General features: G+C 36.7%; 12 protein-coding genes. 8 read left to right on the forward strand and 4 right to left on the reverse strand.

Going from position 1 to position 15,115, the window contains the following annotated elements; genetic code table 11:
* Nucleotides 1-36: 36 nt before the first annotated feature.
* Entirely contained in the window at nucleotides 37-669 is a 633-nt protein-coding gene (locus tag HCO57_RS03465; protein ID WP_167987852.1) for a GntR family transcriptional regulator, read from the reverse strand.
* A gap of 110 nt (nucleotides 670-779) precedes the next feature.
* On the opposite strand from HCO57_RS03465, the gene HCO57_RS03470 reads away from it, so the two are divergent.
* Together HCO57_RS03470 and HCO57_RS03475 are read left to right on the forward strand one after the other, a co-directional pair.
* Nucleotides 780-1,730: an EamA family transporter gene (locus HCO57_RS03470; RefSeq protein ID WP_167987853.1), complete on the forward strand. Its 951-nt coding sequence runs from the start codon at nucleotides 780-782 to the stop codon at nucleotides 1,728-1,730.
* A 79-nt stretch (nucleotides 1,731-1,809) separates the two neighbouring features.
* Nucleotides 1,810-2,376, forward strand: coding sequence for a DUF4251 domain-containing protein (locus tag HCO57_RS03475; RefSeq protein ID WP_167987854.1), 567 nt, complete (start codon nucleotides 1,810-1,812; stop codon nucleotides 2,374-2,376).
* 19 nt (nucleotides 2,377-2,395) lie between these two features.
* On the opposite strand, the gene HCO57_RS03480 is transcribed toward HCO57_RS03475, so the two are convergent.
* Nucleotides 2,396-2,755: a DUF779 domain-containing protein gene (locus HCO57_RS03480; RefSeq protein WP_167987855.1), complete on the reverse strand. Its 360-nt coding sequence runs from the start codon at nucleotides 2,753-2,755 to the stop codon at nucleotides 2,396-2,398.
* A gap of 1 nt (nucleotide 2,756) precedes the next feature.
* Nucleotides 2,757-4,280, reverse strand: coding sequence for an aldehyde dehydrogenase family protein (locus tag HCO57_RS03485; protein WP_167987856.1), 1,524 nt, complete (start codon nucleotides 4,278-4,280; stop codon nucleotides 2,757-2,759).
* A gap of 196 nt (nucleotides 4,281-4,476) precedes the next feature.
* Here HCO57_RS03485 and HCO57_RS03490 point away from each other — a divergent pair, with 196 nt between their 5' ends.
* The 4 genes from HCO57_RS03490 (at nucleotide 4,477) to folE (ending at nucleotide 9,032) form a co-directional block, all read left to right on the forward strand.
* A complete protein-coding gene (locus tag HCO57_RS03490; protein WP_167987857.1) occupies nucleotides 4,477-5,388 on the forward strand; it encodes an AraC family transcriptional regulator in 912 nt (303 codons plus the stop codon).
* A 307-nt stretch (nucleotides 5,389-5,695) separates the two neighbouring features.
* Complete coding sequence (locus HCO57_RS03495; RefSeq protein ID WP_167987858.1) at nucleotides 5,696-6,070, forward strand: hypothetical protein; 375 nt, start codon at nucleotides 5,696-5,698, stop codon at nucleotides 6,068-6,070.
* A gap of 419 nt (nucleotides 6,071-6,489) precedes the next feature.
* On the forward strand, nucleotides 6,490-7,593 hold the full coding sequence (locus HCO57_RS03500) for an adenylate/guanylate cyclase domain-containing protein (RefSeq protein WP_167987859.1): 1,104 nt from the start codon (nucleotides 6,490-6,492) through the stop codon (nucleotides 7,591-7,593).
* A gap of 734 nt (nucleotides 7,594-8,327) precedes the next feature.
* Nucleotides 8,328-9,032, forward strand: coding sequence for a GTP cyclohydrolase I FolE (folE, locus tag HCO57_RS03505; RefSeq protein WP_167987860.1), 705 nt, complete (start codon nucleotides 8,328-8,330; stop codon nucleotides 9,030-9,032).
* 40 nt (nucleotides 9,033-9,072) lie between these two features.
* Here the strand turns inward: folE and HCO57_RS03510 are convergent, their stop codons facing one another.
* Nucleotides 9,073-10,671, reverse strand: a complete 1,599-nt coding sequence (locus HCO57_RS03510) for a hypothetical protein (protein ID WP_167987861.1) — start codon at nucleotides 10,669-10,671, stop codon at nucleotides 9,073-9,075.
* A 416-nt stretch (nucleotides 10,672-11,087) separates the two neighbouring features.
* On the opposite strand from HCO57_RS03510, the gene HCO57_RS03515 reads away from it, so the two are divergent.
* Both HCO57_RS03515 and HCO57_RS03520 read left to right on the forward strand, forming a co-directional pair.
* Entirely contained in the window at nucleotides 11,088-14,351 is a 3,264-nt protein-coding gene (locus HCO57_RS03515; RefSeq protein WP_167987862.1) for a sensor histidine kinase, read from the forward strand.
* A 131-nt stretch (nucleotides 14,352-14,482) separates the two neighbouring features.
* Complete coding sequence (locus HCO57_RS03520) at nucleotides 14,483-15,052, forward strand: DUF4494 domain-containing protein (protein WP_167987863.1); 570 nt, start codon at nucleotides 14,483-14,485, stop codon at nucleotides 15,050-15,052.
* Nucleotides 15,053-15,115 lie beyond the last annotated feature (63 nt).

The raw sequence follows: 15,115 nt of genomic DNA on the forward strand, positions 1-15,115 counted from the left end.
CCCATAACGTATTTATTTGCTGTCCATTGTACACTTTTAAAAGTTTACTTTGGTTTGGCGTATCAATTGTTTTTCCATGTGTTCTAGTAAATGCATCCAATTCATTTTAGCTATTAGTATGGCTGTTGGCAAATTGTCTTCCTCTAAAGCCCTAATAATACCTTCATTTTGGTTGTCGGTTGTTTCAAACATTTCAGCATCGGTCAATAACATACGCTCATAAAACAGTATTCTAGCTTGCAAATCAGTTATAAGCTGTTTTAAAATTTGGTTACTGCAGCCCTTAATTAACAACTGATGGAACTGCATTCTACGTTGTATACGAACCCCATTGGTATGGCTTTGTTGCAACAACACTTGTTCCTCTTTAAGTTTCTGAATAAGCTTTGCCGTATATACCGATTGTTCCATAGCCATCAACTCTAAATCTGCCATGGCACTGTATAAATCCCTTATTTCTTGTAAGCTCAGCTTTGGAACAATGAATCCTCTATTGGGTATAGACGCTAAAATCCGTGCTTGCTCTAATTGACTTAATGCCTCCCGGACGGGAGTAACGCTGACTCCTAGACTACGCGCAGTTTTAGCTAAATTTATTGTTTGCCCTACCTGCAAATCCCCTTGTAAAATGAGTTTTAGTAAATGTCTTTTTACTTTATTCCGAATCATACTCCATTTAAATATCGTATACGATTAAAATTAAGCATTCTTTTTAAGGAATAATCACTTTAAATTGCAGTATAAAAAGTTAGCTTTGATGATTCCTTCAGCAGTACCCTATGGAACAGAACAATACTACTAAAAACAGCACTATCTTAATTGTTTTGGCTTTTTTTGCCATTTATGTTATCTGGGGTTCTACATACTTATTAAATAAAATTGCTGTGGCGGAGTTACCGCCCTTTATGCTAGCAAGTATGCGCTTTGTTACGGCCGGATTACTCATTTTTGGCATAGCCAAACTCATGGGGATTTCTTTAAAAATTAGCATAAAACAATTACGCAATACTGTAATTGCTGGCTTTCTATTTCTAAGTTTTGGTAATGGTGTTGTGGTGTGGGCCTTACGTTTTGTAGATAGTGGCTTTGCGGCACTTATAATATCTGTGCAACCACTGGTAATCCTGTTATTGATGTGGTTATTACAAGGCAAAAAAATACAACCCATGTCTATCATCGGTGTTGTATTAGGAATGATTGGTATATACCTTTTGGTAGGGCAGAAAGAAATTGTACAGGGAGAAAATGCTTTGCTAGGTATTGCTATGATATTTGCTTGTTTAGTGGCATGGGCGTATTGCAGTCTTTTTGTAGGTAAAGCAGATTTACCTAAAAATTACTTTGTAAATACGGGTTACCAAATGTTTAATGGCGGAATTATTCTAGCCTTGATGAGTCTTTCTTTTGGTGAAGAATGGTCTAGCCCATTGGTTTGGACCACCAAAACCCAAATTTGTATGTTGTTGCTAGTCCTTTTTGGTAGTATTGTGGCCTTTACCTCGTTCAATTATTTATTAAAGACGGTTTCGCCAGAAAAAGTTTCTACATCTACTTATATCAATCCTATCGTAGCGCTTTTCTTAGGATGGTTCTTTTTGGACGAAAACGTAACCACACGTTCCCTAGTAGCTGCTATAGTTTTACTTACGGGTGTTTACTTTATAAATAGTAAAAAGAAAATGGTATTATTTGCACGTTTTAGAAGAAAACAAGGAACGGTAGAACCATAGTAAACCATAACTTAAATTAGGGTTAAACGTATTGCTTTAATAACTGACATTAATTAATTTAACGTCAAATATTTAACTTATGAATCGCCTTGGTCTGTACCTACCATTTATCTGCCTACTACTCAACGCTTGCGGTCCTGCCAAATTATCTGAGACCGAATGGCATAATTTAAAGCTATTGCCAGAAACACTAACGGAAAATAGCTTGGTTTTTACGGCCAATAGTGCCAACCCCATGGCCAGTATGGGAATACAATCTATTGCAAATGCGGGACTTTTACCTTTGGGTAGCACTGCTACACGTATAAACCTTAATACCAATATGTATTTTTTAAGGTTAAATAAAGATTCGGTTACTGCGGCATTACCGTATTATGGGGAGCGTCAATTTGGAAATACGTATAATAGCACTGACTTAGGTATTGAATTCAATACAAAACCAGAGAATTTTACCATCACACTAAACGCAAAGAAAAAGGCACAGCAAATACAATTTGATGTACGTACGAAAGAAGGTGAACAGTTAAGAGTTTTTGGGATGGTTTTCGGAAAGAGGCAAGCTTCGTTTCAAATCAACAGTAATTACAGAAATACCATTGGGTATCAAGGCAATTATACTTTAAAAGAAAAACCAGAACGCCCATAAAGCATTCTGGTTCTCATAGCTATGGCATTTGTAGCATTGCCATTTCTTCTGGTTTAAAAATTCTAGATTTAGTTACAAATCGGAGTCCCAGCGGTATTTCTAAAGAAAAACTAGACCCTCTTCCTGTGACAACATCTAGGGTTAATTGGGTGTGTTTCCAATATTCAAATTGGCCTTTACTCATGTAAAACTCGCAATTGCCAACTTCACCTAGTAAAATGTCGGTTTCGTTCAGCATCAATTCACCTTTAGGAAAACACATGGGGGATGAGCCATCGCAGCACCCACCGCTTTGGTGAAACATTAATTCTCCATGGGTTTCTCTTAGCGAATCAATTACCTTTAAAGCACTGTCTGTTACAAGTACACGCGCTATCATTTTAAAAGAATCCTAAGGCATTTTTGTCATGAGAAACTAACATATTTTTAGTTTGTCTGTAGTGGTCCAGCATCATTTTATGCGTTTCTCTACCAATTCCAGATTTTTTATAACCTCCAAAAGGAGCATGGGCAGGGTAGAGGTGGTAGCAATTTACCCACACACGGCCTGCTTGTACTTGTCTAGAAATTTGGTATGCTTGGTGAGTATCTCTAGTCCATACCCCCGCACCTAAACCATATAAGGTGTCGTTAGCAATTTCTAAGGCTTCCGCTTCATCTTTAAACGTAGTAACACAGGCAACGGGCCCAAAAATCTCTTCTTGAAAAACACGCATTTTATTATTTCCTTTTAAAAGTGTTGGTTGTATGTAATATCCGCCTTCTAAACCTTCGTTATAAGCAGCGGCACCACCCGTTAATACCTCGCAACCTTCATCTTTCCCAATATCTATGTAGTTTAGAATTTTCTCGTATTGATCATTACTGGCCTGCGCTCCCATCATTGTTGTTGGGTCTAGCGGATGCCCTAATTTAATCGCCTTTACCCTTTCAACTACACGAGCTATAAACTGGTCATAAATACTTTCTTGAACCAAGATTCTAGACGGGCAAGTACACACTTCGCCCTGATTTAACGCAAACATAGCAGCTCCTTCTAAACACTTATCAAAAAAAGCATCATCTGCATCCATGATGCTTTCAAAGAAAATATTGGGCGATTTACCCCCTAATTCTAAGGTTACTGGTATGATGTTTTTAGAAGCATACTGCATAATTAGTTGCCCCGTAGTGGTTTCTCCTGTAAATGCAATTTTATTAATGCGTGGATTAGAAGCTAAAGGTTTGCCCGCTTCAATACCAAAACCATTTACAACATTAAGCACTCCAGCAGGTAAAATACCATCAATCAATTCCATTAAAATCATAATCCCTACTGGTGTTTGTTCTGCTGGTTTAAGAACCACACAATTACCTGCCGCAAGGGCAGGAGCCACCTTCCAAGCCGCCATTAATAGTGGAAAATTCCAAGGAATTATCTGCCCAACAACGCCCAGTGGCTCTTTAACATTCATAGAAATTGTAGTGGCATCCAATTCGCTCATAGTACCTTCTTCGGCACGGATTACGCCAGCAAAATACCTAAAATGGTCAACGGCTAACGGTAAATCTGCCGCAAGCGTTTCTCTTACCGCTTTACCGTTATCCCAGGTCTCTGCGCGTGCTAGTGCTTCTAAATTTTGCTCTATAACATCGGCAATTTTTAGCAATAGATTACTACGTTCACCCGCAGAAGAGGTATTCCATTTGGGAGCTGCCGCCCACGCGGCATCTAGGGCTAAATCTATATCTTCTGCGGTAGAACGGGCCACCTTTGTAAAACTAGCACCGTCTACAGGAGATATATTATCAAAATACTGTCCCTTTACGGGTGGGGTCCATTTGCCACCAATATAATTATCATATTGGGACTTAAATCGTGGTTTTTTAAGCACATCTTGTGTGGTTGTTTTTACATCGCTCATAGTTTGTCAATTTATATCAGTTATTGCTATAATTAGCTGTGGTCCAAGTTAGTACGGAATGCCCCTAGATGTGTGAACATTTCTACAGACTAGCTGTACATTTCTATATTTGTTTACCGAATTAATAATTATTTGATATATTTTTAAGAATATTACACAACAGCACCCATTAACTTGCTGATATAATAATTGAACCATGTTGCATCTATCACCCAACCACTACAAAAATCGGAAAATAGGAACCCTTGTAGAAAACCAAACGAGTTACGCTTTAGACCATGTTATCATGCATGTGTATGAAACACATAAAGTAGCCGAAAAGGTAGCACTCCAGTTCAATGCTCCCGTTCTGGCCAGCATGTTTCAGGGCAAAAAGATTATGCACCTACGAGACAAACAATCATTCGACTTTTTACCGGGCGAATCCTTGATACTACCGGCTAACGAATTAATGTGTATTGATTTTCCTATAGCACGTTTAGACAACCCCACACAATGTTTGGCTATGGAAATTGCAGATGAACGTATTCTAAAAGTGGTACAACGCATGAACGAGCAAATGACCCGTAGTGATGGGAGAGAGTGGCAGCTCATGGATTATAATTTTCACTTTACTAATGATGCCAGTATTTACCAAATACTACAGCGTTTGGTATATTTATTTACAGAAAACCACCCTTCTAAAGAGCTTTTTGTAGACAATATGGTACAGGAATTAATTGTCCGCATTTTACAAGCTAATTCTAGAAAGGCTTATGCTGCAGACAGTTCTTATATAATGAGCAATACACAACTTGGGCATGTTGTACAATACATAAAAGATAATTTGGATAGTACAATTACAAATGATGGACTAGCAGAAAAAGCGTGCATGAGCATTTCTAACTTTTACAGGGTCTTTAAAAATGAAATTGGCCTTAGTCCGGTTGAATTTATCAATAAAGAACGCATAGCGAAAGCGGTACGTTTATTACAAAATCCCGATTTTAACCTAACGGAAATCTATATGGCATGCGGATTTAGTAACCGTTCTTATTTTAACCGTGTGTTTAAAAAGAGTAAAAAACTTAGTCCAAAAGCATATAGAGCACGCTTTACCAACCTATAATCAGAGTTGCTGCTTTGTATTCTAGCCTATCTGATTTCTGATTTATTACCAACATGAATGTCAATACCTTTCTAGCGTCTTGTACTAACCATTTTGAATAGTATTTTTCACCCTGTGGAAATGGCTAATTCTTAGGTGTATTTTATCGATGAAAGCACGCCAATAAACGAGCAAGCACTACCAATTATTCACAGGTTTACCGTTTATCTACCATAAATATCGATGTATAACATATGTTGTAGCTTAATTTGGAAAAAGGGTAGGGGTATTCTAATTTTAAAGGTGAGAACACTATATGAAAATGAGCATGAAGAACACTTTATTTATGCTTGGCATTGCCTTTTGTGGTATGGGTAGTTTATGCGCCCAAGAAACCGCGAAAGATGCCATGGAACAGCAAAAAATAGAGGAAGCCAAAACCCCGGTAGCCCACAAATTTGATAGCTCGCTTTTTGAGAATCAAACCTCTTTAAGCGAACAAAAAGAAGCCAATAAGGCGAAAAAAGAACAGCTTATTGCCTTTATCAGCGCACAAGAAAGTTTGAAAGAGCGAGAAAAAGAACGTCTTATTGATGATGTGGTGAATAACCCGTTTTCTGCTAAGTTGCGTCGTTTTGTTGCAGAACACAAAGCCTTATTACTTAGTTCTGAACAACAAATTATTGCTGGTTTAGAGCAGTAAACGCATCTAGAGATTTAAAGAAAGTATAATTACGAAGTACAGCGCTTAAAGTACTACTTAAAAAGTACAAGCGCTGTAATCTTTCGCAATGCTGAACTTGTTTCAGCATCTCATTTATTTGAAGTTATAAGTGCTCTAAAACATCTTTACGTCGTCATTTCGCTAATGAGCAGCGAAGCTACGACTGAGAAATCTTTTTTAGAGTGAACAGTACAAAGCACTATTAAATTCTGCATCATGCTGAACTTGTTTCAGTATCTCATCTATAAAGAAAAACCCTAGAATCCATATCTTTAAGAACTCTAGGGTTATTGCCGACTGTACAGCAATTGCACTTTTTGATTGATGACATTTAAAAGTAACTATAAATTAGCACTTTAGCTGTTAACAAGGCCCTTTTTTAACGAACTTTTAAAAGCTTGGGAACACTAAATCCATTCCGATACAGAACCATTAATAGGATATTACCTTTTGGGTTTATCTGGTTTTTTACGGGAAGCGTATTTATGTTGAGCGATTATTTTGCCACTGGAAATAAGGCCCTAGAACGGGGCGCTATTACCTTAAACATAGAAACCTTTGCTTTTGCCAGTAGCGCCGTATTTATTGTGGGGTTGGTGGTTGGATATTTAGAAACTGCCGTGGTAGACCCCAGACTAAGAAATAAGAGTTTTATTGCTACTATTGTTTGGAAATTCTTGATTTACAACGTTTTTTTTGTGTTGATGATGGCTGTGCTGTATCCTATAGCGGCGGCATTAGAAATGAATGTAAGCTTATGGGATATACAGGTAAAACAACGATTTGCAGAATTTTGGCAAAGTAACGCGTTGTATGGTACAAGTATACAGTTGGTGTTTAGCTTGTTAGTAACGGTTCTGTACGCGGAAATAAGGGATAATCTTGGCGCTGCGGTACTTTATAACTTTTTTACGGGTAAATACCATAAACCCATTACAGAAGAGCGCATTTTTATGTTTGTAGATATGAAAGCGTCTACCACCATAGCAGAACAATTGGGACATGTTAGGTATTTTACCTTTTTACAACGGTATTACAATGATATGGCAGATGCTATAATTGCACATTGGGGTGAGGTATACCAATATATTGGGGACGAAGTAGTGATAAGTTGGCCAATTAATAAGGGAATCCGTAATACCGATTGTATTGCTTGTTTTTACAGCCTGCAGCGAGCCATACAAAGACAAGCTCCAAAATACAATGAACAATTTGGTGTTGTACCACAATTTAAAGCAGGTATGCATATGGGTAAAGTAACCACGGGCGAATTGGGTGCACTGAAAAAGGAATTGGTATTTACAGGAGATGTGCTCAATACCGCAGCGCGCATACAAAGTCTGTGTAATGAAATGAAAACCGAATTGCTCATATCTGACCAATTGAAGCAAGCGCTACAACCCAACCAAAAATATAAGTTTAATGCTAAAGGGACCATAGCACTTAGAGGGAAAGAAGAAACTATTGCATTATATGCTGTAGAAGAACAAAACAAGGAATAGGGCTATTCCTAAAAACTTCTATTTTACATAATATAAATTATAGTACAAATGCTTATCTGTAGCAAATTGCTCAGAATTTCTGTATAGCTCGCTATTTTATATAATATCAGATATGACATCCCCTTGTGCGGATTATATCGGCAACGATATTATGTTAAAAGAAATTCTGCCACAAAGTCCAACGCTTCATCTCGCAATCTCATATAATTTATCTACAAGATAAGTTTTACTCGCCAGTATTTTAAACACGAATGCGAAGCATTCATAAGCTATTTATTTTAAAAAATAAGTTAAGCGAATAATTTGTCAACGCTTGGGCAGCGCCATTTAAAAGCTTCACTTTTGGCTATCCTTCAAATTTAGAAACCTTTATAAATTGCTATTTTACATAACAAATAGATACACAGATAACTAAGTAGTTACAATTTTAGAGTTTCTTGCCTCCATTTACCTGACACAATTAAGCTACTATTCCGATAAATTGCACAAGCAATTTCCTTTCCCGCAAAACCAGTAGCTTGGCCATTTTATTAATCACAATATACATTAACTTATAAACTGCTTTATTTCAAATCTATAGCGCAATATACCACTCCCCTAGCCAGCAAGTTTTCACTACCTTTACTTAAAATGTTTAATAATTATTTATATTTATTAAACAAAATATGTATCTTCATTCAAAATTTAATTGAACTGGGAGTTCCTACTAGGAATTCCACTGGAATTAAAACGCTATGAAAGAAAAAGATTTAGTTTTAGAAGAATTGGTAAACGGTACACGTTTGCTAGACACCCACAGTCACGAAGAAATTGGAGATGACCATCTGTATACTGGTGTAGCTACACCCATGAAACCAGATGCTTTTCTGTTGAGTAATGCAGAAAAAAAGCAGCAAATTGCGCATTTATTTGCCCAAATTATGGATGTTATGGGCTTAGACCTTACAGATGACAGCCTCCAAGGCACACCAAACCGCGTAGCCAAAATGTATATAGACGAGATATTCTCTGGTTTAGACCCTGCCAATAAACCTAAGGTGGCCCTGTTTGATAATAAATACCAGTACAACCAAATGTTGGTAGAAAAAGACATTACTTTTTACTCTAACTGTGAGCACCACTTTGTGCCTATTATTGGTAAAGCGCATGTGGCCTACATTTCTTCTGGTAAGGTGATTGGCCTCTCTAAATTAAACCGTTTGGTACAGTATTTTGCTAAACGGCCACAAGTGCAAGAGCGTTTAACCAACCAAATAGGTTTAGAATTGCAAGAAATTATAGGAACGGAAGATGTTGCTGTTATAATAGATGCCAAACATTTATGTGTGTCTTCTAGAGGTATTAAGGATGATACGTCTGCAACGGTAACTTCGTTTTACGGTGGGCAATTTAAACAAGCAGAAAAAATACAGGAACTCTACAACTATATTACTAACTAGTTGTAAACTTCCTGCAAACCTTTTTAATACTCAATTAATGCTACTCCTTGCGCAATTGTGCTACTGTTTTAAAAGCCTTTTGCGCAAGTTCTTTTTGGTCTAGTTGTTCATAGGCCTTACCTAAATTTTCCCAAACCGTCGCATTTTCTGGGTACGACTCTGACAGCAATTGGTAGATTAATAAAACACCTTGGTGTTGCCCTTGGAACGCTAGGTTTTCTGCTGCCTGCATAAAATGCGCATCAAACGGAATGTGCGCGTATAGGGGATTGCTCATAATTTGTGCAGCATCGGTACGCAATTGGTCAATTTTATTTTCTATAAATAATTGTGTTAAATGTGCCATAGGGTCTGCCATGAATCCGTCCATATCCTGAGTTAGGATAAATGCTAAAACGGGGTCTTGGTTGGTTTGGTACTCCTCAAAAGTGGGCTCAATAGCTACAATAGGGACCGTGGCATCTGCATTTTCCCACTGCGGCATGTCTTGCCACCAGGCAAAAGATAGATAACAATTTAGTTTTGAATTGGGTAGGGTTACCTTTTTAGTATCGCCATAGAAGTTTTTATTCTCTGCTGTGGGCTCCCCTATCATGATAGCATTGGTGTAGTTTTCTATTTCGTTTGTTAGGTTTTGGCAGGCAGAAAATGTTTGTCTTCCTGTAATGTAAAAGAATTTGCCGGTTTTATTTAAATCCGGCCTCGCAAGTATGGCTTGTATTAAACCTTTATTGTTGTAATTATTGCCACCACCGTTTAAACGAACATCGTACACAAATTTTTCTATTTCGTGTGTATCCGCAAAGGCGAACAGTCTGTTATAGAAGTCTTTGATGGTTTCCGTTTCATGATTAAAAACAGAGCTTTGGCGTACGTAAAGCGTTTTGGAATCCTCTACATATTCAAAATTAAAATAGGTGTCGTTCAATTTTTTAAGGTACAAAGGTGTTTCTGTAGTATCTCTGGCACTTATCCAATTCTGGTTTGGTATGGTCAACAAATAATCCGTAGAGCGGTCTTTATAGGCTATACGTGGCAACGAATGCGTAAACTGCTGACCTTCCTTTTCAAATGTCATGGTTACAACATCCGCATAGGTGTCTATTACGTTTTGTGCATGTAATACAGCTGGTATAGTTAAAAATCGTAATCCATAAGCTTTAAAATAGCTATCGTTTTCTGCAGGTACTACTGGGTAAATACGTTCCAAAGCTTCCGCCACTGGGTACTCCCCTATTTTTATCAGTTTAGCGCCGAGTATTTTCTGGTGCTCTTTTGTTGTGCCTTCCACAAACACACCATCTTTAAAATGGTATAGGTTTAACGGTAGTATTCCTTCTTTACCTAGGGTACTAAAGGGAATTTGAGTATGTCCGTATTTAAATAAAGAAATAATTCTAGAGAATCCTACTTTAATTTCATGCGGTTCCATGGTAGGAATTTCTTGATGCAATTGGTCAACTGCCCTATCCCAATTTTCTTGTGTTACTTTTTTAAATAAGAACGGAAAATTGGTGTGTACTTGGTCTTGTATGTAGCTTAAATCTTCTTGCCATTGCGTAGCTGTTACGCTGGTTTCTATTTGGGCCTGTCCTTGGGCGATTATCAGAAGAAATAATAAAAGGATTGTTTTTTTCATGATGACTGTATTGTGTGTTAGTTGGTTGCAAAGATGCATTTAAGAAGTACCTAAACCCTAATCGTCTTTACTCAACTGTAGATTTAATAAGATGGATTGTAACCTTGAACCTTGGAAGTGATTGTTTAAATCTTTGGTGCTTTATTTTTGTTGACGATTATATTAGAGATATATCGAAAATAATTGATGAAAATCCAGTTGAGTTAGGGTTCTAAAGTGTGGCAATCTCAATAATTAGAGGAGAACACAATTGCACAAAATCTTACATAACAGCCCTAACGATGCGGTTTGATAATAATTTGTATCTTTACATGACCACAACTAGCATACCTTTCCCAACAAATCTATAGATATCCGAAAATAATTTGTTTTATTTGTAGGTTAAGTATTACAAAATATAATCTTAAAGCTGCATAATGTCTAAAAACGCCCCTATTGTTTTTGTCCTGATACTCCTATGGAGTGGGTATTGCATAGCGCAGTCTGCTAAAGATTCCCTTGCCTTTTACCCCATTGCTAAGGACGTTTTTCAAGCTTCGTCTACCCAAATTTTACAAGATAGTAAAGGGTATATGTGGATGGGAACTACCAATGGTATATACCGTTATGATGGTAGTGATTTTAGACTCTTTGAGGTGAGTACTGACGGAAAAATTGGCCTAACGGATGGTTACATTAAGTGTTTTACAGAAAATGAGGACCAAAACCTTATTATAGGAACGTTGTACGGAGTAAGTATTTACGATAGAGCCTTAGATGTAGTAAAACCCTATCCTTTTAAAGAAGAATCCCAATTTTTACAGTCTAAATACATTAATGCACTATATCAAAAGGACGAATCTTTATGGATAGGCACCTTTAGAAATGGCTTATTTAAGCATAATACGGTAAGTGGTGAAACCATAAAAATATCGCTTTCTAATCTAAAAGATTCAGAAGAAGATGATACTATATTTGGTATACACGAGTATCAAAATAGCGGTAACTACTTTGTAGTCACTGCAGGGACTGTATTTTTTGTTACAAAAAACAAGGGGAGTCAAGTCTTTAAAACTAATGAATTTATTCAAGAATCTTTTTTAACGCCCGATGGCAATACCTTAGTATTAGGTACCAGAACAGGCAAATTAATATTACTAGATTTAACCAAGGACAAAAATTTATCAGCTAAAGAGGTGATGGTTACTCCTAACCACACCATACTTTCTCTTGCCACAGACCACCACGGTAATATTTGGTGTGGCAGTGAAAATGCAGGGATTGCTATTTATAATCCAAAAACGGAAACCGTAAAAGTTTATAAAAATGATATAACTATACCCCAATCCCCTATCGGCAATTCTATTTGGAGTCTATACCAAAGTAAAGACAATGTAATGTGGTTGGGATTGTTTAAAAATGGTCTAAGTATTTATGACCCCAATTATCACAAATTCGAACACGTAAAGGTGAACCCCTTTAGGCCAGATAAGCTTAATAATAATATAATACATTGCTTTTATGAAGACGATGCCAATAATCTTTATATCGGCACTGATGGTGGTGGATTGAATTATTGGAATAGGGAAACAGATACGTTTACCCATTATAGTTTAGATAACAATACGCTACACACCAATGTGGTACTTTCTTTATTACCAGATGGGGATGGTAACCTGTATGTTGGGTCTTGGGCTCATGGATTGGGTATATTAAACCTAAAAACAAAGAATTATGAGGTTTTGACTACGGAAAATTCGTTCCTAGAAGCCAACCACATATTTGCCATGGCTAAAGATGCTAAAGGCCGAATTTGGATTCCTACCTTTTTAGGTGGGCTACATTGGTATAATCCTACTACAAAGGCAAATGGCACCATACCACTAACCACTGAAAAAGGGACGGGATTGGCAAGAAGCGTCTCCAGAATATTAATCGCTAATGATGGTGCTGTATGGGTAGGCACCCAAAATACAGGACTTTATAAAATTATAGAAACTACTACAGGCAGTTGGGATGTAAAACAATATCATAAGGACGGAAATAATGACCTTACAAACGATTTTGTGACGTCTATATATCAAGATAATGATGACGTAATTTGGGTGGGTACAGAATCTGGATTAAATAGATACGATGCGCTAACAGATAAATTTCAATTTATTACTAAAAAAGAAGGTTTAATAGACGATGCTATTAAAGCTATAGTACAAGATAAAAACGGATATCATTGGATAAGTACGGGGCACGGATTAATACAGTACAATGATACTACAAAAGAAGCCCTCCATTACAATCGGTCCGATGGTTTACAAGGTAATGAATTTAATAGAAGTTCCGCCTTCTACACCAAAGACCATACGTTGTTATTTGGAGGTAGTAATGGCTTTAATATTTTTAATCCAGAAGAAGTTAAAAAAGACAGTGAGCAACCCCAAATAGTGCTTAAAAATCTAAGAATATTTAATAAAGAGGTACTCCCTTATGATGATTCTGGAATTTTAGATAAACAAATAACGGAATGCAATTCCGTTACCTTATCACATAAACATTCAGTCTTCAGTGTGGATTTTAATGCGTTAGAATACGGTCATCCAGAACGTATTAATTATGCTTATTATTTAGAAGGGTTTGAAAAGCAATGGAATTATGTAGGTACTAATAACAGAGCTACGTATACCAACTTAAATCACGGAGAATATATACTCCGTATAAAAGCGACGAATACAGACGGAATTTGGGGTACGGATGAAGCGAAATTATACATTACCATTACTCCACCTTTTTGGAAAACTTGGTGGTTTAAAATGATAACCATTTTATCAATTGCATTGCTGATATACTTGGTCCATTTTTTACGTTTAGCCCGATTAAAAAAGTATCAAGAAGAACTAGAAGTACAAATTGCAGACCGCACAAGCGAATTACAATTAGAAAAGAAAAAACTTAGTGTGGCTGCTAAAGAATTAAGCGAAAAAAACGCTGAAATTCAAAAATTTGCTTTTGCCATATCGCATGACTTAAAGAGTCCAACCGGAAGTATACAAGCGCTTACTAATTTAATCGCAACAGAGATAGACCCTGAAAAACAGCCAGAACTGCAAGAGTATGTTAACATGATACACATGTCTTGCCATACTATGAACGATTTAATCACGGATATTACTAAAATTGCCAAATTAGGTAAGATAGAAAACCATATGCAACCGCTAGATATGAATAAGGTATTAGATTTAGCGCATAATACGGTAAAAGGAAAGCTAAATAACTCCAATATTAAAGTAAAAATTGCAGACAATATGCCCGTAATTAAGGGTGATAAAAACAGAATTTTACAGGTATTCAGCAACTTATTGGATAACGCCATAAAGTATATGGGTAACGAAACCCATCCAGAGATTACGGTAGATTTTTTGGTACAAAACAATACTATAAAATTCTTTGTAACCGATAATGGCCTAGGAATGGACCAAAATGCGTTAGAAAAGTTATTTGCTCCTTTTATGCGTTTTCATTCTGGTGTAAAGGGCACAGGTTTAGGCTTGTATATGGTAAAGCAAATTGTAGAATCTCATGGGGGCACTATAAAAGCCTCATCTGAAGGTTTTGGTGCTGGCACTACCTTTACCGTTGTTTTTCCATTTTATAAAAAACTCAATAGAAATTCGTTTTATCACTCAGAAACTTCTCTTGTTTCTTAAAACACAACCTATAATATACTCATTAACAACACTATAATTTAGGTATTAAAATAATGTGAATATCTCTTTGTTCAAAAGTCCGTTCAGTGGCCTAAGTGAGTTTTATCTTTGCCTCCCCAAAAACAAAAGATATGAGCGCCACCTGGTACGAGTGTAAAGTAAAATACAGAAAGTTAGACGAAGCTACAGGCACACAAAAGGTTAAAACAGAACCTTTTTTAGTAGATGCAATTTCTTATACAGAAGCGGAAAGTAGAATTACAGAAGAGATGCAAGCCTATTTAAGTGATAGTGAAGAGATAAAAATCACTAATATTAAAGTAGCTAATTACGCAGAAATACACCCTTTTGAGAATACAGACCGTTGGTTTAAAAGTCGTGTGAGTCTTATTGCTTATGATGAAGAAAGTGGCAAGGAGCGTAAAACCAATATGTACTTATTAGTACAAGCCAATGACGTTAAAGAAGCCTATGATAATACCATTGAGGTGATGAAAGGTACAATGGGAGATTATACCATTCCTGCTATAGCAGAATCGCCCATCGTAGACGTTTTTCCTTATTTTTCTGGCGATGAAAATGAGATAGAACGCATAGAAAAATTTAATGCGGCTAAAAACTCCGTACCTGCAAGTGTTGAAATGGATGAGACTTTAGAACTAGCAGATGTGCTTGCAGTAGCAGCATCAGAAGAAGAATAAAAATGATTTTAACACTTAAAAACCGTCAATTTTTGCATTGGCGGTTTTTTTAAACCAATATGT

It is taken from the genome of Croceivirga sp. JEA036, from assembly GCF_011882165.1.
Lineage (GTDB): Bacteria > Bacteroidota > Bacteroidia > Flavobacteriales > Flavobacteriaceae > Croceivirga.

What these genes read in the sequence shown, in the direction of transcription:
- HCO57_RS03520 (WP_167987863.1), top strand. Translation starts at nt 14,483, where the DNA reads ATGAGCGCCACCTGGTACGAGTGTAAAGTAAAATACAGAAAGTTAGAC.
- HCO57_RS03465 (WP_167987852.1), bottom strand. Translation starts at nt 669, where the DNA reads ATGATTCGGAATAAAGTAAAAAGACATTTACTAAAACTCATTTTACAA.
- HCO57_RS03470 (WP_167987853.1), top strand. Translation starts at nt 780, where the DNA reads ATGGAACAGAACAATACTACTAAAAACAGCACTATCTTAATTGTTTTG.
- HCO57_RS03485 (WP_167987856.1), bottom strand. Translation starts at nt 4,280, where the DNA reads ATGAGCGATGTAAAAACAACCACACAAGATGTGCTTAAAAAACCACGA.
- HCO57_RS03480 (WP_167987855.1), bottom strand. Translation starts at nt 2,755, where the DNA reads ATGATAGCGCGTGTACTTGTAACAGACAGTGCTTTAAAGGTAATTGAT.
- folE (WP_167987860.1), top strand. Translation starts at nt 8,328, where the DNA reads ATGAAAGAAAAAGATTTAGTTTTAGAAGAATTGGTAAACGGTACACGT.
- HCO57_RS03515 (WP_167987862.1), top strand. Translation starts at nt 11,088, where the DNA reads ATGTCTAAAAACGCCCCTATTGTTTTTGTCCTGATACTCCTATGGAGT.
- HCO57_RS03495 (WP_167987858.1), top strand. Translation starts at nt 5,696, where the DNA reads ATGAAGAACACTTTATTTATGCTTGGCATTGCCTTTTGTGGTATGGGT.
- HCO57_RS03510 (WP_167987861.1), bottom strand. Translation starts at nt 10,671, where the DNA reads ATGAAAAAAACAATCCTTTTATTATTTCTTCTGATAATCGCCCAAGGA.
- HCO57_RS03475 (WP_167987854.1), top strand. Translation starts at nt 1,810, where the DNA reads ATGAATCGCCTTGGTCTGTACCTACCATTTATCTGCCTACTACTCAAC.
- HCO57_RS03490 (WP_167987857.1), top strand. Translation starts at nt 4,477, where the DNA reads ATGTTGCATCTATCACCCAACCACTACAAAAATCGGAAAATAGGAACC.